At 66.9% G+C, this 18497-nt stretch carries 16 protein-coding genes; all 16 read left to right on the forward strand.

Going from position 1 to position 18497, the window contains the following annotated elements; all coding sequences use genetic code 11:
• Positions 1 to 32 precede the first annotated feature (32 nt).
• Entirely contained in the window at positions 33 to 1100 is a 1068-nt protein-coding gene (gcvT, locus tag ABD53_RS05385) for a glycine cleavage system aminomethyltransferase GcvT (RefSeq protein ID WP_047864922.1), read from the forward strand.
• A gap of 40 nt (positions 1101 to 1140) precedes the next feature.
• Positions 1141 to 1518: a glycine cleavage system protein GcvH gene (gene gcvH / locus ABD53_RS05390; RefSeq protein ID WP_047864755.1), complete on the forward strand. Its 378-nt coding sequence runs from the start codon at positions 1141 to 1143 to the stop codon at positions 1516 to 1518.
• Between the two features lie 198 nt (positions 1519 to 1716).
• Positions 1717 to 3126: an isochorismate synthase gene (locus ABD53_RS05395; protein ID WP_053057720.1), complete on the forward strand. Its 1410-nt coding sequence runs from the start codon at positions 1717 to 1719 to the stop codon at positions 3124 to 3126.
• A gap of 10 nt (positions 3127 to 3136) precedes the next feature.
• Entirely contained in the window at positions 3137 to 4915 is a 1779-nt protein-coding gene (gene menD, locus ABD53_RS05400) for a 2-succinyl-5-enolpyruvyl-6-hydroxy-3-cyclohexene-1-carboxylic-acid synthase (protein ID WP_200900295.1), read from the forward strand.
• Positions 4908 to 5780 carry a 2-succinyl-6-hydroxy-2,4-cyclohexadiene-1-carboxylate synthase gene (gene menH / locus ABD53_RS05405; protein ID WP_053057721.1) on the forward strand — a complete coding sequence of 291 codons (873 nt, stop codon included), beginning with the start codon at positions 4908 to 4910 and terminating at the stop codon, positions 5778 to 5780. The genes menD and menH overlap by 8 nt, the downstream gene beginning before the upstream one ends.
• 2 nt (positions 5781 to 5782) lie before the next feature.
• Positions 5783 to 6154 (forward strand): hypothetical protein, encoded by a 372-nt coding sequence (locus tag ABD53_RS16840; protein WP_152670608.1) that lies wholly within the window; start codon positions 5783 to 5785, stop codon positions 6152 to 6154.
• A 341-nt stretch (positions 6155 to 6495) separates the two neighbouring features.
• Positions 6496 to 6834, forward strand: coding sequence for a type II toxin-antitoxin system PemK/MazF family toxin (locus ABD53_RS05415; protein WP_047864926.1), 339 nt, complete (start codon positions 6496 to 6498; stop codon positions 6832 to 6834).
• A 32-nt stretch (positions 6835 to 6866) separates the two neighbouring features.
• Positions 6867 to 7718 carry a 1,4-dihydroxy-2-naphthoyl-CoA synthase gene (gene menB, locus ABD53_RS05420; RefSeq protein WP_047864757.1) on the forward strand — a complete coding sequence of 284 codons (852 nt, stop codon included), beginning with the start codon at positions 6867 to 6869 and terminating at the stop codon, positions 7716 to 7718.
• A 74-nt stretch (positions 7719 to 7792) separates the two neighbouring features.
• Positions 7793 to 8836, forward strand: a complete 1044-nt coding sequence (gene menC / locus ABD53_RS05425; RefSeq protein ID WP_053057722.1) for an o-succinylbenzoate synthase — start codon at positions 7793 to 7795, stop codon at positions 8834 to 8836.
• Positions 8833 to 10284, forward strand: coding sequence for an o-succinylbenzoate--CoA ligase (gene menE / locus ABD53_RS05430; RefSeq protein ID WP_047864758.1), 1452 nt, complete (start codon positions 8833 to 8835; stop codon positions 10282 to 10284). Before menC ends, menE begins: the two co-directional genes overlap by 4 nt.
• A complete protein-coding gene (locus tag ABD53_RS15750; RefSeq protein ID WP_053057723.1) occupies positions 10281 to 11156 on the forward strand; it encodes a class I SAM-dependent methyltransferase in 876 nt (291 codons plus the stop codon). Before menE ends, ABD53_RS15750 begins: the two co-directional genes overlap by 4 nt.
• A 95-nt stretch (positions 11157 to 11251) precedes the next feature.
• Positions 11252 to 12559, forward strand: coding sequence for an acetamidase/formamidase family protein (locus ABD53_RS05440; protein ID WP_200900297.1), 1308 nt, complete (start codon positions 11252 to 11254; stop codon positions 12557 to 12559).
• Positions 12560 to 12826: 267 nt separating this feature from the next.
• On the forward strand, positions 12827 to 13924 hold the full coding sequence (tal, locus tag ABD53_RS05445; RefSeq protein ID WP_047864759.1) for a transaldolase: 1098 nt from the start codon (positions 12827 to 12829) through the stop codon (positions 13922 to 13924).
• 97 nt (positions 13925 to 14021) lie between these two features.
• Positions 14022 to 15890, forward strand: a complete 1869-nt coding sequence (locus ABD53_RS05450) for a transketolase (RefSeq protein ID WP_047864760.1) — start codon at positions 14022 to 14024, stop codon at positions 15888 to 15890.
• A gap of 112 nt (positions 15891 to 16002) precedes the next feature.
• Entirely contained in the window at positions 16003 to 16944 is a 942-nt protein-coding gene (gnd, locus tag ABD53_RS05455; protein WP_047864761.1) for a phosphogluconate dehydrogenase (NAD(+)-dependent, decarboxylating), read from the forward strand.
• Positions 16937 to 18487, forward strand: a complete 1551-nt coding sequence (zwf, locus tag ABD53_RS05460) for a glucose-6-phosphate dehydrogenase (protein ID WP_084709340.1) — start codon at positions 16937 to 16939, stop codon at positions 18485 to 18487. The genes gnd and zwf overlap by 8 nt, the downstream gene beginning before the upstream one ends.
• Positions 18488 to 18497 lie beyond the last annotated feature (10 nt).

Here is an 18497-nt window from a genome sequence, read left to right on the forward strand (position 1 = left end):
AACCTCCTGAAACCTCGGAAGGACCGGATACTCTGCGGCGCACGCCGCTCTTCGAAGAGCACAAAGAGTTAGGAGCCAAGCTCGTGGACTTCGCGGGCTGGGAGATGCCGGTGCAGTACGAGGGGGTCAAAGCCGAGCACGCGGCGGTGCGCGAGAAAGCCGGCCTCTTCGACGTCTCGCACATGGGAGAGGTCGTGTTCCGGGGCCCGGACGCCGAGGTCGCCGTCCAAAGGCTCGTTACCCGCGACGTGTCGCGCATGCAGACCGGACAGGCCGGCTACTGCGCCGTGTGCTACGAGACCGGCGGCACGGTGGACGACGTGCTCGTTTACCGCCGGGAGGATGAATACCTGATCGTGGTGAACGCCGCGAACCGCGAGAAGGACGTGACGCACTTCCGGCAGAGTACCGCAGATCTGGACGTGGAGATCACGGACGAGTCCGACGACTGGGCCCTGCTCGCCCTGCAGGGACCGGAGGCCGTCGGGCTGTTGCAGCATCTAACGGACACCGACCTCTCGGCGGTGCGGCCTTTCCGGTTCGTCGAGGCGGAGCTTGAGGGGGCGCCGGCGCTGCTCTCGCGTACCGGGTACACGGGGGAGGACGGGTTCGAGATCTACCTGAATCCCGGAGACGCTCCCGGCGTGTGGAAGCGGCTCATCGAGGGCGGCACGGCCCCGGTCGGGCTCGGCGCGCGCGACACGCTGCGGCTGGAGGCCGGAATGTCACTGTATGGCAACGAGCTGTCGGCGGAGATAACGCCACTTGAGGCAGGTATCTCCTTCGCCGTGCATCTGGATAAAGAGAGTGGGTTTATCGGACAGGAGGCTCTGCGGCGGGAGAAGGAAGCGGGGCTGGCGCGGAAAATCGTGGGGTTCGAGATCACCGGGCGCGGCATCGCCCGCCACGAGCACCCGGTTGCGGTGGACGGCGAGGAGGTGGGTCACGTCACGAGCGGTACCCACTCGCCGACGCTCGGGAAGGCGATAGGGCTTGCGCTCGTGCCCGCGGACGTGGAAGATTCGTTCGAGGTGGTGATCCGGGACAAGCCCGTCGGGGCTCGCGTGGTCTCACTGCCGTTCTACAAGCGGGACGTATAAAGTAGTCGAGAGTAGCCGAGACAGCAAACAGGGGGATGAGTTGAATCTGCCGGACGATCTGCAGTACACGAGGAGCCACGAGTGGGTGCGCCGCGAGGGCGACGTAGCGACGGTCGGCATAACCGAGCACGCCCAGGACGAGCTCGGCGACGTGGTGTTCGTGGACCTGCCCGAGACAGGATCCAACGTCTCGGCGGGCGAGACCTTCGGCAGCGTCGAGAGCGTGAAGGCCGTGTCGGACCTGAACACGCCGGTCGGCGGTGAGGTCGTGGAGGTCAACTCCGCGCTCGAAGACGCCCCGGAGAAGGTGAACGAGGACCCTTACGGCGAGGGTTGGATCCTCAAGGTCCAGGTCTCTGAAGAGAGTGAGTTGCTCTCCGCCGCCGATTACCAGAAGGTCGTCGAGGAGGAGAGCTAGCCTCTATACTAGAGGATTCGGCGGCGGGCCTGATCCGGGCCCGCCGCTTTTTGCGCGCCGGCGCGGTTTGTTCCCCGTCACTTGTGCCCGGATACACTGTAACCGCGCGTGACGAAGGCGATACTTTTCCACGAGCGACGCGGAAAGACCAGAAGTCCCACCAGAAGCCCAGAAGCTCCGCGCCGCCGGAGAAGATACATGCGCGATCTTGCAGAGCACACACAGCCCGAACCCCTGTCCGCCGACGCCCCCGGCCGTCTCGCCGACCGCGTGGAGCGTACGCTGGCGCGCGCGGCCCGGGAGCCGTACGAGCGGCACGTATTGCGCCTGTCAGAGCCCCTCGTCGGTCCGGTGCACCCTCTGCGCTGGCTCTCGGTCCAGCCCCCCGGAGAAAAGGTCTACTGGTCCGGGCGCGAGGACGCCGGGAGCGTCGCGGCCGCCGGCGTGGCGGACCTGATCTCCCCGGACGCGACCGGCGGTCCCGCCGCGCTGTGCCGTCTACAGTCCGCCGTCGCCGGCAGCGGAGCCCGCTACTACGGAGGTCTGCGCTTCGACCCCGAAACAGAGGCCTCCGACGCCTGGGCCCCCTTCGGGGCCTGGCGTTTCGTCTTGCCGAGGCTGGAGCTGATCTCGGGCGCGGGCGGCGCCGAGCTCGCCTGCAACCTCCTGCTGCCAGGAGACGCGGACCGGCCAGAGGAGGTACTGGCCGGGCTTTCCGAGGCGGCGTCGCCTTCCGGCGGGCTCGCCGGGGATCTTCCGCTGCCGATCTCCCGTCTCGATAGCCCGGATCGCGCCGGCTGGGACCTGAACGTCGGGCACGCGCTCTCGGCATTTCGCGGCGGCGAGCTCGAGAATGTGGAAGAGCTGGAGAAGGTCGTGCTCGCCCGCCGGGCCGAGTTCGAGTTCGCCGGCGAGCTGGATCCTGAGCTACTCCTGGCCAACCTGGAAGCCGCCACACCCGGCACCTTCCACTTCGGCCTGGGCCCCGACGGTGGCGGCGCAACCTTTATCGGGGCCTCGCCGGAGCGGCTATACCGGCGCGAGGGGCGGAAGATACAGAGCGAGGCCGTCGCCGGGACCCTGCCGCGAGGCGACTCTGAGGAGAGCGACGACACGCTGCGGCGGCGGCTGCTGGACAGCGGCAAGCTCCGCCGGGAGCAGGATCACGTCCGCAAGGGCATCAGGGAGTCCTTGGCCGGGCTCTGCGACGAGCTGGAGGTCGAGGAAGGCGTCTCCGAGATGAAGCTCGCCACCCGCCGTCACCTGGTCTCCGGCGTGCGAGGCAGGCTGCGCGCGGGCGTGACCGACGCGGACCTGCTCTCCGCCCTGAGCCCGACCCCGGCGGTCGGCGGGCATCCGAAGGAGGCCGCCAGGCGTTTTCTGCGGGAGGTCGAGCCCTTCGACCGGGGCTTCTACGCCGGTCCGGTCGGCTGGATCGGGGACGACGCGGCCGAGTTCGCCGTCGGCATCCGCTCCGGGCTGGTCGAGGGCCACAGGCTCTCGCTCTACTCCGGCAACGGCATCGTGCAAGGCTCCGAGCCCGAAGAGGAGTGGCGGGAGGTGGAGCAGAAGATCTCCGACTTCGCCACGATCCTCGGCCTCCGGTAAGACACCGCCCGTGATAACCGACGCCCCGAATCTGCCCCGGCTCTGGGCAGATCTCCTGATCGAGGAGCTCCTGCGAAGCGGCGCTGGCCTGTTCTGCCTCGCCTCCGGCTCGCGCTCGACCCCGCTCGTCAGCGCCATCGCCGCGAATCCCCGGGCCCGTGAGCTCGTGTTGATGCACTACGACGAGCGCGGCACCGCCTTCGCCGCCCTGGGCTATGCGCGGGCCACCGGGCGTCCTGCGGTCTGGATCACGACCAGCGGCACGGCGGTCGCAAACGGACTCCCCGCCGTCGTCGAGGCCTCGACCGACGAGGTGCCGATGATCCTCCTGACAGCGGACCGCCCGCCCGAGCTACGCGACACGGGTGCGAACCAGACCATAGACCAGCCCGGCATCTTCGGAGGCTACCCGCGCTGGAGCTTCGACCTACCCGCCCCCGACTCCCGCATAGATCCGGCGATGGTACTCACCGCAGCAGATCAAGCCGCACACCGCTCCCTCCGCCTTCCACCCGGCCCGGTCCACCTGAACGCCGCCTTCCGCGAGCCGCTCGCCCCCACGCCCGACGATGAGGATCGCGCGGATTACCTCTCCGGCCTCTCGCGCTGGCTGGAGAGCGACGAGCCGTACACCACGTACCCCGAATCCCGCCCGGTCGCGGATGCAGAGACGCTATACCGTGACCTTCGACCCGTAGAGCGAGGCCTGATCGTCGCGGGGAGTTTGGGTTCCGGCGCGGAACGCAAAGCCGCGCTCCGCCTCGCGGAATCTTTGGGCTGGCCGCTGCTCCCGGACATCGCCTCCGGTCTGCGCCTCGGTTGTATGGGCGGAGACTATCCAAACCTCGCCGCCCACTACGATCTTCTCCTCGCGGACGAGAAGTTCGCCGCCGCTCACGCGCCGGAGGCCGTGCTGCACGTTGGCGGCCGCATCGTATCCAAGCGCCTCCAGCAGTTCGTCTCTCGCGCCGCGCCCGCACCTTACGCCGTGATCCACGAGTCCCCGGCCCGCTTCGACCCTGACCACCGCGTAACCCACAATGTGGAGACGGGCGTAGCAAAGTTCTGCGACGAGCTAACGGATCTCGTAGAACAGGAGCCATCGCCCTCCGCCCGGACCTGGCTGCGGAGTTGGAGCGGCGCGTCGGAGGAGGTAGGGGAGGTCTTGGGCCGTGCGCTACCCGAAAGCGGTGAGGTGAGCGAGCCGCTCGTGGCCCGCGCCGTATCGCGGTTACTGGCCGAGGGCTGGGGACTGTTTCTGGCGAGCAGCATGCCCGTGCGCGACATGGACGCCTACGCTAGAACCGGCGGAGCAGAGCCGCAAGTGGCGACGAACCGGGGCGCGAGCGGCATAGACGGTACGGTCGCCTCGGCGGCGGGGTTCGTGCGCGGGCTCGGGCGTCCGGCGGTGCTCGTGATCGGGGACCTCGCCTTGCTCCACGACCTGAACTCCCTCGCCATGCTCCGCAACCTGCCTCACCCACTCGTTGTCGTCGCGATAAACAACGACGGCGGCGGCATCTTCTCCTTCTTGCCCGTATCGGATCACGGGGACATCTTCGAGCCGTACTTTGGCACCCCGCACGGGCTCGGCTTCGAGAGCGCCGCCGCGATGTTCGGCCTCCACTACGAGCGGCCCCGGAACGGCGAGGCTTTCGCGGCGGCCTTCCGGGAAGCGGCTGAGCGCCGGTCCAGCACCCTGATCGAGGTCAAAACGAACCGCGATACGAACCTCGCCCTGCACCGTGACCTCCAGCGGGAGGTATCTGAAGCCCTCCAGGATGCCTGACGCCGCCGGCCTCCACTACCTCACGACAGGCCCGGCTGACGCGCCGCCGCTACTGCTCCTGCACGGCTTCATGGGTTCGTCGTCGGAGTGGGAGGAGGTAGCGGACGCCCTCTCCGAAGACTACCGGCTACTGATACCGGACCTCCCCGGCCACGGAGCCTCCACCGGACTATCGTACCCGGACGCTTACACCATGCAAGGCGCATCCAACACCCTGCTCGCGCTACTAGATACCGAAGACGTGACCCGCTGCGCCGTCGCCGGGTACTCGATGGGCGGTCGCCTCGCGCTGTACCTGGCCCTCCGCCATCCCGAACGCGTAAACCGCCTCCTGCTCGAAAGCGCCTCCCCCGGCCTAGCCACCGAGGAAGAGCGTGCTGCCCGCCGCGCCGCCGACGAGAGGCTGGCCCAGCGCCTGGAGACCGAAAGCTTCCAAGAGTTCGTCGAGGACTGGTACCGACAGCCCCTCTTTGCCACCCTCGCCCGCGACGAGCGACTGCTGCGCCGCACCATCGAGTCCCGTCTGCACAACGACCCGCACGAGCTAGCCCGCTCCCTGCGCGCGATGGGCACTGGTAGTCAGCCGTCACTATGGGAGGAGCTGTCAAATTTGAGCGTGCCTACGCTGCTCGTTGTGGGGGAGGAGGATGAGAAGTTCGTTCGGATTGCGCGGGAGATGGAGAGGGTGAGGGCGGAGGTGCAAGTAGTTACGATACCTGGTGCGGGACATAGTGTGCATGCTGAAGCTACCGGGGAGTATATGAAAACAGTAAGAGTTTTACAGAAGAACTATGAGTGGCAACAAAGGAAGCTAGAAAGAAACGGATCGAGTGGAGCAAGCTACCTACCGACCTCGATATGTTAAATGTGATATATAAAAAATACTATGAAGACTTCTTAAATCATTCCGAAGATAGACCTATCAGAAGCAGCAGAATATATGTGCCTATCAGCGTTGATGAGGTAGCAGGCGAGTTGAAGACGGATGGGGATATAGTTTTTGGCCGACTCTACTATCACTTAGATGAAAGATACGGATATCGCACTGAAGATGACAAGATGGTTCATCTCTTTGCGAGGGAAGTTGAGGAAGATTGGCACTGCGTTAACTTCCCTTATGTTGTATCTATACTCGCCTCTTTACAAGAAGAAAACAGGAAGTATCGTACTGCCACTTTAGTATCAGTAACATCACTTTTTGTGGCTGCAGTGTCGTTGATTCTGTCTATATTTATTTGAATCTAGTAGCTAACCAATCAGCCCAAAGCTTTCTCAAATTGGCAAGGGGTAGTTAAAGAGGTATGGTCGCCAGGCATTCGGTATAACTTCGGTTATACTTACCCTATGAAGACTGCCATATCCATATCCGACGAACTTTTCGAGTCTGCGGAGCAATTTGCCGGCAGGAAGGGGATGTCACGCAGCGAGCTTTACGCCGCCGCGATCCGGCAATACTTGCGCGAGCACCGCAGTGAGGGCGTTACCGAGCGGCTGGATGAGATCTACGGAGCCGATCCGGGTACTCTTGAGCCTGGCTTGTCGCAGCTACAATCCCGTAGCTTACCGAAAGAAGAGTGGTAATCCGGCGCGGTGAGATCTGGTGGGCCGGGTTGTCCGGACCAGAGGCTTCCGAGCCGGGCTATCGGCGTCCGGTCCTGATCGTGCAGTCCGACGAGTTCAACGAGAGCCGCATCGGGACCGTGATCGCGGCGGCGCTGACTACGAACCTGCGGTTGGCGGAGGCGCCGGGTAACGTGCCGGTCGAGGTCGAAGATACCGGTTTATCCAGAGAATCGGTCGTGAACGTCTCACAGCTCGTTACCGTGGATAGATCCTTCCTCGTGGAGCGTGCCGGTCGAGTAGAGGACCGAGTCATGTTGCGGGTGGATGACGGCATCCGGCTAGTGCTGGCGTTGTAGCAGGCCGGCATCTTCCCTCTATAATCCCCACCATGACTAGCATACAGTGGCAGCAGGCGGGGGAGTTCGAGGATATCCGGTACGAGAAGGCGGAGGGGATCGCCAAGATCACCATAAACCGCCCCGAGGTGCGGAACGCGTTCCGGCCTCTTACCGTGAAGGAGATGCAGCGGGCGCTCGACGACGCCCGCGACGATCAAGAAGTGGGCGTCATCATCCTGACCGGCGAGGGGGAGGCGGCGTTCTGCTCGGGCGGGGATCAGCGGGTGCGCGGTGACGCGGGCTACCTTGACGATCCAGATAACCCGAGCCGCACGCCGGAAGGGGCGTCCGTGGGGCGCTTCGACGTTACGGACTTCCACGTGCAGCTCAGGCGGTGCCCGAAGCCTATAGTGGCGATGGTCGCGGGGTGGGCTATCGGCGGAGGGCACGTGCTGCACCTCTTGTGCGACCTCACGATAGCCGCGGACAACGCCCGGTTCGGGCAGGTTGGGCCGAGGGTCGGGAGCTTCGATGGTGGATACGGGGCGTCTATCCTCACCCAGCTCGTGGGGCCGAAGAAGGCGAAGGAGATCTGGTTCCTCTGCCGCCGCTACTCCGCCGAGGAGGCGCTGGATATGGGGCTGGTGAATACCGTGGTGCCGCTTGCAGATCTGGAAGAGGAGACGGTCGCGTGGTGCCGGGAGATGCTGTCCCACTCGCCGTTTGCGCTCAGGCTGCTCAAGGCGAGTTTTCACGCCCACGAAGACGGCTTCGCCGGCATACAGCAGCTCGCCCACGACGCGAACCTGCTCTTCTACGGCACCGAGGAGGCTCAGGAGGGCCGCGACGCCTACAAGGAGAAGCGCGAGGCGGACTTCTCCAGGTTCCCGCGCCGGCCCTAGATTCTAGCCTTCAACCGTGGGCGTCCAGCCATCGGCGAGTGTAGGCGCTGGCTCCTACGCGCTAGACTGAGCCCGTGATCGAGCCTGAGACAGCTTCCGCCACCGTCTACCGCTACACTCTGCCGCTCTCCGACGGGGCTGCCGCCGGAGACGCCGGTTCGAGGCGCGAGGGCGCGCTGCTGGAGCTTCGCGACGAGCACGGCAACTCCGGTTGGGGCGAGGCCGCGCCGCTGCCGGGCTTTAGCCGGGAGAGCGTGGAGGAGGCCGCGCGACAGCTCGCCGCATTCTCCTCCGGGGAGGGCGTGGAGGAGCCGTATCCCTCGGTCCGGTTCGCGCTGGAGCTCGGACATCTGAGCCTGAGGGCCGCTGCCTCCGGCGAGACCCTGCCGCGGCTGCTCTCGTCCGTGCCTCGCGGGAGCGTGGAGCTGAATGCCCTGATCTCCTCCGGGCCCGATGAGGCGCCCGCCGAGGCGCGCCGGATGCGGGAGGCCGGGTACCGGGCCGTGAAGCTCAAGGTCGGCCGCCGGCAGGTGGATGAGGAAGCAAGGCTCGTGCGGCATGTGGCCGGTGAGCTGGAGGGTGTCTCGCTGCGGCTGGACGCCAACCGAGCCTGGAGCCTCACCGAGGCGCTGGAGTTCGCCCGTGGCATCCTGGGGGTGGAGGTCGAGTACGTCGAGGAGCCGCTGGCGGACGCCACGCTGCTGCCGCGCTTCGCTAGAGAGAGCAGGCTGCCGGTCGCGCTGGACGAGTCTCTGGTCGGGATACCGGCCGCCGGGCTCGCCGAGCACGGCTACGCCACCGCCGTCGTGCTCAAGCCGACGCTGCTCGGCGGGATCTCACGCTCCCTGGCGCTCGCCGCCCGCGCCGACGACCTCGGCATGAAGGCGGTCGTTAGCTCGGCGTTCGAGAGCGGGGTCGGGACGCTCGGGCTCGTCGCGCTCGCCGCCGCGCTACCCGGTGGGGGTGAGCCCGCCGGCCTCGACACGTACCGCAGGCTCGGCGCGGACACGCTGAGGCCGGCTCTGGATCTCGGCTCGACCCTGGATGTATCGGCCCTGCTCGGCCAGCATCGGGAGATAGACCCACTGTATCTGGAGCCGGTGGGGGCGAAGCCTTGAGCCGGACAGTGCCCTGCCCGCTGCGGGTCGCCGCCGAGAGAAGGCCAGATGCACCGGCCGTGATCGGGTCCGGGACCATATCCTACGTCGAGCTCGACCGGCGCGTGGCCCACGCCGCTGCGTCCCTGCGCGAAACTTGCGGGCCCGGCTCCCGCGTCGGGCTGTACCTGCCGCAGGACGAGCGGTACGTGGTCTTGATCCTGGCCCTGCTGCGCGCCGCAATGGTCGCGGTCCCGGTGAGCACGCGCGTGCCGGCGGCCGCCGTACCGCCGCTACTGGAGCGGGCCGGGTGCCGGGCCATGATCTCGGCCCCGGACCCTTCTCCCCGGGTACCAGAGGGCGTAACCGTACTGTACCCGGAGGAGATGGGCTCAGAGGAGCTGGACGGCGGCAAGGGGCTCTACGGCGGTGAATGGTGCCTCTGGAACCTCGATGCGCCGGCGACTGTGGTGTCTACCTCCGGCAGCACGAGCGGGCCGAAGGCCGCGCTACACTCCCTGGGCAACCACTACTACAGCGCGCTCGGCTCCAACGAGAACCTCCCGCTGGCCCCGGGCGACCACTGGCTCGCGCCGCTGCCCTTCTATCACGTCGGCGGTCTCGGGGTGATGTTCCGTTGCCTCGTCTCCGGCGCGGCGATCGCGTTGCCGAGTCCCGGCGAGCCCGTGGGGGAGGCCGCCGTCCGGCTCGGGGCTACCCACGCCTCGCTCGTCGCCACCCAGCTCCGGCGGTTGCTCGGGGAGAGCGTCTTGCCCGAGACCCTGCGCGCCGTGCTGCTCGGCGGCGGGGCGATGCCGGAGGCCCTCCTCGACGCCGCCGCCGGGGCCGGGTTGCCGGTGCACACCAGCTACGGCATGACCGAGATGTCCTCACAGATCACGACCACCCCGCCGGGCGCCCCGCGAGAGACGCTGCACACCTCCGGACGGGTGTTGCCGAACCGCGAGCTGCGGATCTCGGAGGAGGGCGAGATCCTGGTCCGCGGCAGGACCCTCTTTCTCGGCTACCTCGACGGCGGCGAGCTCCACGACCCCACCGACGAGAACGGCTGGTTACACACCGGAGACCTCGGCTCGCTGGACGATCACGGCTATCTAACCGTCCGGGGCCGCCGGGACAACATGTTCGTCTCCGGCGGTGAGAACGTGCAGCCGGAGGAGATAGAGCGTGCCCTGAAACGGCTACCCGGGGTCGAGGACGCCGTCGTGGTGCCCGTACCGGACGCGGAGTTCGGTCATAGGCCGGTGGCTTTCGTCCGGCCCGGAGACGGGTCCGCGGGCGTGGACGGCGGGGCCCTCTCTGCGGCGCTCGGGCCGATGCTGCCGCGGTTCATGATCCCGGTCGCCTTCCACCCCTGGCCGGAGGAGGACTCCGGTATGAAGCCCGACCGGGCGTTGCTGGCGCGGCTGGCCGGAGAAGACCGCGAGCCCCGGGACGGAGCCGGTTGAGCGGGCGGGCCTACCACAAGCTCCCGGCGGAGATGCTGCGGCTCGCGGCGCTGGCCCCGGCGCGTCCGGTTGAGGCGTACGACCGGGCCGCCGGGTACCTGGATCTCCTCTCGGAGACGGTTCGTAGACCCCCCGCGCCATACGGCACCGTCGGTCTCGACGAGGTAATCCCGGAGCTCGCCTCCACATCCAGCGACTCCGGTAACGTCGCCGACGTGTCGCGGATACTGGGGGAGACCGCGCTAGCCGAGACCGAACGGCGGACCCGCGAGCTTCTCGGTGGCATCAGCAAGCAGGACCCGTTCGAGGCCCGCTGGACGGCGGACGTGGTCTTTGCCCGCTGCTGCTACCTATTGTGCCGGCTCGTGCGGCCCGAGAGGGTGGTCGAGACCGGGGTGGCCCACGGGGTGAGCAGCGCCTTCCTGCTGGCGGCCCTGCGGGAGAACGGCGGCGGCGATCTCCACAGCGTGGACCTGCCGCCGCTCCGCCGCGAAGCCGGGCGTTTCTGGGGGATCGCCGCCGGGTGTAACGGCTCCACCGGAGATACAGACGGCTGGCATCTCCACCGGGGGGCGAGCCGGAGGGTGCTGCCCGGGCTCCTGCGGGAGCTCGGTAGCGTGGGACTGTTCGTCCACGACAGCCTGCACACCCGCAGGAACATGGCTTACGAGCTGGATCTCGCCTGGAAGTATCTACGACCGGGCGGGGCCATACTCGCCGACGATCCCGAGCGCAACGCCGCCTTCGGCGGGCTTTCGGAGCGCAGACCGGCGCTCATGCGGGTCATCCGGGAGATCGAGGACACCCCGCTCACCGGGGAGGCCGCGAAGACTACATTCGGGCTCGCGATCAAGGCTCTCACGGCACCCTAGATGTTTCGGCTCCGGGAGCCCCGGCCGCGCCCGGCGTTGGAGCCCGGAGGCGGGAGTGTGTATGATCGGAGTATATTCTAGGGAAAGGGATGCTCATGCAGGTGGAGCCGCTCAAGATCGTGGAGGTGGACCGCTACACGCGGGGCGTGGTAGGTCCGAGCCAGCCGGTACAGGGACCCGTCTCGGTCGGTGGCAGGATAACGTCGAACACGGCGCCCGGATGCTGGGGACCGATGATCACGCCCCACTTCAAGGGCGGCCACGAGGTGACGCAGCCGGTCGCCATAGACGGCGCGGAGGTCGGTGACGGCGTCGCCCTCCGGGTAAAGCGGGTCGAGGTTACCTCCAGGGTCACCGCCTCGGGGACGATGAAGATGGTGGACGGCCGCTTCGTGTGCGACCCGTTCGTGGACCACGTCTGCGGCGAGTGCGGCGCGATGAACCCCTCCACCACCCTCGAAGGCACGGGTCGGGACGCCGTGCGGTGCGCGAGCTGCGGCGCGCCGGCCAGCTCGTTCGAGGTGCCCTCCGGCTACACCATCGCGTTCGACCACGAAGGACAAGTCGGGATAACCCTCACCAAGGAACGGGCCGAGGAGCTCGCCGGGAACGCCGCCGAGGAGATGGCCCTGCCCGGTAACGCCGAGCAGCACCCGATCAGCGCCCTCGCCCTCTCCGACGTGACGGGCGTGCCGAGCCGGCTGAGGCCGTTCCTCGGCAACGTCGGCTCCACGCCGGCCCGGGATCTCCCGGACTCCCACAACGCCGGGGACTTCGGGCAGTTCCTCATAGGGGCCGACCACGAGTTCTCCCTGACCGAGGAGGAGCTCGCCGAGGCAAAGACCGACGGCCACATGGACGTGGACTCGGTGCGCGAGGGAGCGGTGCTCATCTGCCCGACCAAGGTCGCGGGGGCCGGGATCTACATCGGCGACATGCACGCCAACCAGGGCGACGGCGAGATCGCCGGTCACACCACGGACGTCTCCGGCGAGGCCGAGCTAGAGGTGGCGGCGGTGATAAAGGGCCTGCAAAACGACGGCCCGATACTCTTGCCGCCCGAGGAGGACCTGCCGTTTCTGGCAAAGCCCTTCACCGAGCGGGAGTGGAGCGACATCCTGTCCCTCGCCCGGAGCCAGAGCCAGCCCGAGCCGGAGCCCGTGGGGCCGGTGCAGACCATCGGCTCCGGGGCGGACCTCAACGCCGCCACGGACAACGGCCTCGAAAGGATGTCCGCCCTCTCGGGCATGGATCTCGGAGAGGTGATGAACCGGGTAACGATAGCGGGCGGCGTTGAGATCGGCCGTCACCCCGGCGTCGTGACCGTAACCATGACCGTGCCGATGAGCCGGCTCGAAGACGTCGGGCTCGCGGAGCTGGTGCGCGACCAGTACGGTATCTAAGCCAGAATCGTGGCGGGGGCGAGGATCTTTCGAAGGTCCGGCCCCCGGCTCAACAGACCCGCGGCTGTCTGCAGTTGCTTGCGTCCGGTCCCACGACCCACCGGGGAACGGGCCCTGTTCGACGTGATCCTTGTGCTCCCCGCGACTCGGTTGTTTCGGGTAGATCACGCCCCGGGGGGTTAGCGCGGGTGGTTGTTGTGGGTAGACTGGTACCCAGGTAGGCAGCAAAGTCTAGCCCCGCCCACGGGAGGGCTACAGGAGGTAGAGATGAACGAACGTATAGGTAAGCTCCAGGACGCCGGACAGAGCGTCTGGATAGACTCGATCTCACGCGACGATCTGGAGAGCGGGAACCTCCAGGGCCTCGTGGACGAAGGGGTAACGGGGATCACCTCGAACCCGACCATCTTCCAGGAGGCCATCTCCGAGTCCTCGCTCTACGACGAGCAGCTCGCCGAGCTCTCGCGCCAGAACGAGGAGCCGAAGGAGATCTTCCTCGCCCTCGCCCGCGACGACATCACCAGCGCCTGCGACTTCCTGCGCCCGGTATGGGACAAGACCGGCGGCAAGGACGGCCACGTCTCGCTGGAGGTCTCGCCCGACCTCGCCTACGACACCGACGCGACCGTCGAGGAGGCCCAGCGCCTGCACGAGATGGTGGACCGGCCGAACCTGCTGGTAAAGATACCGGCCACCGAGCCCGGCCTGACCGCCATCGAGGAGATGATCTCGCGCGGCCGCTCCATAAACGTGACCCTGATCTTCTCCCTCGAACGCTACCGGCAGGTTACCCGCGCCTACATCCGGGGTCTCTCCCGGCTCGTGGAGAACGGCGGCGACCCCTCCAACGTGGCGAGCGTCGCCAGCTTCTTCGTAAGCCGCGTGGACTCCGAGGCCGACAAGCGGCTGGACAAGATCGGCCGTCAGGACCTCCAGGGTCGGCTGGCCATCGAGAACGCCAAGCTCGCCTACGCCGAGTTCGAGGAGATCTTCTCCGGCCCCGAGTGGGAGGAGCTGGAGTCCAAAGGCGCGAACCGCCAGCGTCCGCTGTGGGCGTCTACCTCGGTAAAGAACCCCGAGTACCGCGACACCGCCTACGTCGAGGCGCTCGTCGGCCCGGATACCGTGGACACCATGCCACACTCCACCTACGACGCCGTAAAGGACCACGCCGAGATAAAGCCCGGCACGATCCAGGAAGGCGTGGACGAGGCCCGCAGGTTCGTGCAGGAGCTGGAAGAGGCCGGCATAGACTACGAGGACGTGACCGACACGCTGGAGAGGGAGGGCGTGCAGAAGTTCGCCGACTCCTTCGACGACCTGATGGGCGAGATCCGGCAGGAGAGCCGCAGGCTCGTCGGTTAAAAAAGTTACGTAAGTTACGTAAATTACACAAGCGGGCCGGCACGACCCGGAACAGCCTAGAAGATCCGGCAGACATAGAAAGACCCAGGAGGTAAGAGTGGCGAGGACCAGACAAGGAAAAACGGACACAGAGCAGCTATCCGCCCTGGCGCGGCAGCTCAAGGTGGACAGCGTACGGTCGAGCAGCGCCGCCGGCTCGGGGCATCCAACGTCCTCGATGTCCGGCGCTGACCTCATGGCCGGTCTGATGACCGGCTACCTGCGCTACGACTTCGACAACCCCGACAACCCGGCGAACGACACCCTGATCTTCTCCAAGGGCCACGCCTCGCCGCTGCTGTACTCCATGTACAAGGCCGCCGGGGCCATAACCGACGATGAGCTTCTCACCTTCCGCCAGTTCGGCAGCCGTATGGAGGGCCACCCGACCCCGCGCATCCCGTGGGTGGACGTTGCGACAGGCTCGCTCGGCCAGGGACTCCCGATAGGCGTCGGGATCGCGCTAGAGAGCAAGTACCTCGACGGCCTAGACTCCCGGGTGTGGGTCCTCTGCGGCGACTCCGAGATGGCGGAGGGCTCCATGTGGGAGGCGTTCCAGCACGCCGCCTTCTACAACCTGGGCAACCTGACCGCCGTCCTGGACATGAACCGCCTCGGCCAGACCGGCGAGACGATGGACGGCTGGAACGGCGACGCCTACGCCGCCCGCGCCGAAGCGTTCGGCTGGGACGTGGTCCAGATAGACGGCCACGACCCCGAGGAGATAGACCGCGCCTACTCCGAGGCAGTGCAGAGCAACGACAAGCCGACCTTTATCGTCGCCAAGACGATAAAAGGCTCCGGCGTCTCCTGGCTCGAAAACCAGAACGGCGTCCACGGCAAGCCGGTCGAGGAGGGCCGCGAGGACGAGGCCATCGAGGAGCTCGGCGGCAACCAGGGCACGACCGTAGAGGTCGCAAAGCCCGAGAACAAGGACAAGACCTTTGGTAGCGGCGTGACCGGCTCTCTCTCCCTGCCGGAGTGGGAGGTCGGCGACAAGGCCGCCACCCGCGCCGCCTACGGCGCGGCGATAGCGGCGCTCGGCGAGGCCCGCGAGGACGTGGTCGCGATGGACGGCGAGGTCAGCAACTCCACCCACTCGGCGGACTTCGCCAGCGCCCACCCCGACCGCTACTTCGAGATGTACATCTCCGAGCAGCAGCTCGTCTCGACGGCGGTCGCGATGCAGGTCGGTGGCCGGGTCCCGTTCGCGTCGAGCTTCGCCGCGTTCTTCACCCGGGCCTATGACTTTATCCGCATGGCCGCCATAAGCCGGGCCAGCATCAACCTCTGTGGCTCTCACGCCGGTATCTCCATCGGCGAGGATGGCCCGTCGCAGATGGCACTGGAGGACCTCGCCATGATGCGCGCCGTCCACGGCTCGACCGTGCTGTATCCGTCGGATGCGAACCAGGCTGCCAAGCTCGTGGCCGAGATGGCCGACACCGAGGGCATCTGCTTCATGCGCACCAACCGGCCGGGTACGCCCGTGATCTACGACGCAAACGAGTCCTTCCCGGTAGGCGGCAGCAAGGTCTTGCGCTCCTCCGAGGACGACTCGGTAACGATAGTCGGCGCGGGCGTCACCCTGCACGAGGCGCTCTCCGCCGCGAAGGAGCTCGCCAGCGAGGGCGTCTCCGCCCGCGTCATAGACGCCTACTCGGTAAAGCCCATAGACGCCGCCACCATAAGCGAGGCCGTGCGGGCGACCGGCGGTAGGCTCGTGGTCGTCGAGGACCACTGGTCCGAGGGCGGTATTGGCGAGGCCGTACTCTCCGCGCTGGCCGAGAACGGGGCCTCCGACGTGGCCTACCGGCACCTCGCCGTAACCCACATGCCGGGATCTGGCTCCGGCGCGGAGCTTATGAACGAGGCCGGCATAGACGCCGAGGGTATAAAGCGCGCCGCCCATGAGGTGGCTGGATAGAGCGCTCAGCTTTCAGGTGTCAGCCGTCAGCGATAGCAATCGAGAGCAAGATAGCTGACGGCTGACCTCTAATTGCTGAAATTGCCGATAGCTTCGAAGAGAGGGAGAGAGCATGGACATTGGTATCTACGGCCTCGGGCGCATGGGGGCGAACATGGTGCGCCGGTTGGCCGAGGACGGCCACCGCGTCGTGGCGGGCAACCGCTCGGCCGGGCCTATACAGGAGGCGGTCGGCTATGGAGCCGAGGGCGCACAGGGCCCGGGGGAGTTCGTGGAGAAGCTGGGCGGCTCGGGAAGCTCAGACGGGCCGCGCGTGATGTGGAGCATGCTCCCGGCGGGGGACGTAACCGACGAGATGCTCCACTCCTTCGCCGATCTGGGTAACGAGGGCGACATCATCGTGGACGGGGCCAACTCGTACTTCAGGGACTCCATCCGGCGCTCCGAAGAGCTAACCGGTAAGGGCTACCGGTATCTGGACGCCGGGATCAGCGGCGGCGTCTGGGGGTATGAGGTCGGCTACTGCACGATGGTCGGCGGCGACCGGGGGGCCTACGAGCACGTAGAGCCCGCCTTGAAGACCCTGGCCCCGGCCAACGGATACTCCTATCTCGGTGGCGCGGGCGCGGGCCACTTCACGAAGATGGTCCACAACGGCATCGAGTACGGGATGCTCCAGGCCTACGCGGAAGGGTTCGAGATCCTGGAGAAAAGCCAGTACGACTTCGACCTCGAAGCGGTGAGCAACCTGTGGAACCAGGGCAGCGTCGTGCGGAGCTGGCTATTGGAGCTCGCCGAGCGCGCCTTCGCCGACGAGCCGCACCTCGAAAGCGTCGCCGGGTACGTGAACGACTCCGGCGAGGGCCGCTGGACCGTGCAGGAGGCCATAAACGAGGACGTGCCCGCGCCGGTAATAACCGAGTCGCTGTACGCCCGATTCGCCTCGCGCCAGGACGAGTCCTTCGCCGCGAAGTCCATCGCCGCCCTGCGGCAGCAGTTCGGCGGCCACACCATAAAGGAGGCCGGCGCCAGGGAGAGCGGGCAGGATGGCTGAGACCACGGCCCAGGGAGCCCAGTCTCCGGACACCGAGGGCCTGCTCCGGGACGACTCGCGGCTGCCCCGGATGCCGGAGCCGGCGGCTATCGTGATCTTCGGGGCCTCCGGCGACCTGACCTCGCGCAAGCTGGTGCCCGCTCTCTACGACCTCGCCGCCTCCCGCCGGCTGCCGATGGAGTTCGCCGTGGTCGGCATCTCCCGCACGGAGATGAGCCACGACGAGTTCCGGCAGAAGCTGCGCGAGGGGCTCGAGGAGCAGAGGCCCGGCAAGATCAGCGAGGACGTGTGGGACTCTTTCTCGAAGGGCATCTTCTATCTGCCCGGCGACTCCAAGGAGCCCGACACCTACAAGGAGCTAAAGGACTTTCTGGCGAACCTGGACGAGGAGCGCGGCACCTCGGGGAACCGGGTGTTCTACCTCTCGTCGTCGCCGTCGCTCTTCCCCCCGATAGTCGAGCAGCTCGGCGAGGTCGGGATGAACGTCCAGGAGGGCGGCTACTCGCGGCTCGTCATAGAGAAGCCCTTTGGCAGCGATCTCCAGAGCGCGCAGTATCTGAACCAGGAGATAAAGCGCCACTTCGACGAGTCCCAGATCTACCGCATAGACCACTACCTGGGCAAGGAGACGGTCCAGAACATCCTGGCCCTGCGCTTCGCCAACGGCATCTTCGAGCCGGTGTGGAACCAGCACTACGTGGATCACGTCCAGATCACGGTCGCAGAGAGCGACGGCGTGGGCGACCGGGGCGCTTTCTACGAGGAGGCCGGGGCCCTGCGCGACATCGTCCAGAACCACGTCATGCAGGTCCTGTGCCTGACGGCGATGGAGCCGCCGGTCGCGTTCGACGCGGACTCGGTGCGGGCGGAGAAGGTCAAGGTCCTCAAAGCGGTCCGCCCGATACCGGAGGATGAGGTGGACCGGTACGCGGTACGCGGCCAGTACGACTCGGGCTGGGTGTGGGGCGAGAAGGTGCCCGGCTACCGCGAGGAGGAGGACGTCGCCGAGGACTCGACGACCGAGACCTACGCGGCGCTGAAGCTGCTCGTGGACAACTGGCGCTGGGCCGGGGTACCTTTCTACATCCGCTCTGGCAAGCGGCTGCCCAAGAAGTCGACGGAGATCGCGATCCAGTTCAAGCAGACGCCGCACACGCCTTTCGTCGGCACGCGCAACCTGGAGCCGAACGTGCTCGTGATCCGGGTCCAGCCCGAGGAAGGCGTCTCCCTGAAGATCGGCGCGAAGGTGCCGGGGGCGGGCTTCGAGGTCTCCTCGGTGAACATGGATCTGCTCTACGGCGCGGCATTCCTCGAAGAGGCGCCCGACGCCTACCAGCGGCTCTTACTCGACATGATGCTCGGCGACCCGACGCTGTTTATCCGCTCGGACGAGGCCGAGGGGGCATGGGCGATACTCCAGCCGGTGCTCGACGGCTGGAGCGAGAACGGCGGCGAGATCGCCCAGTATCCGGCCGGGGAGTGGGGCCCGCAGGAGGCCGAGGAGCTTCTGGAGCAGGACGGCAGGGAGTGGCGCAGGCCGTGAGTGCGTGATG

Source organism: Rubrobacter aplysinae, from assembly GCF_001029505.1.
Classification (GTDB): domain Bacteria; phylum Actinomycetota; class Rubrobacteria; order Rubrobacterales; family Rubrobacteraceae; genus Rubrobacter_A; species Rubrobacter_A aplysinae.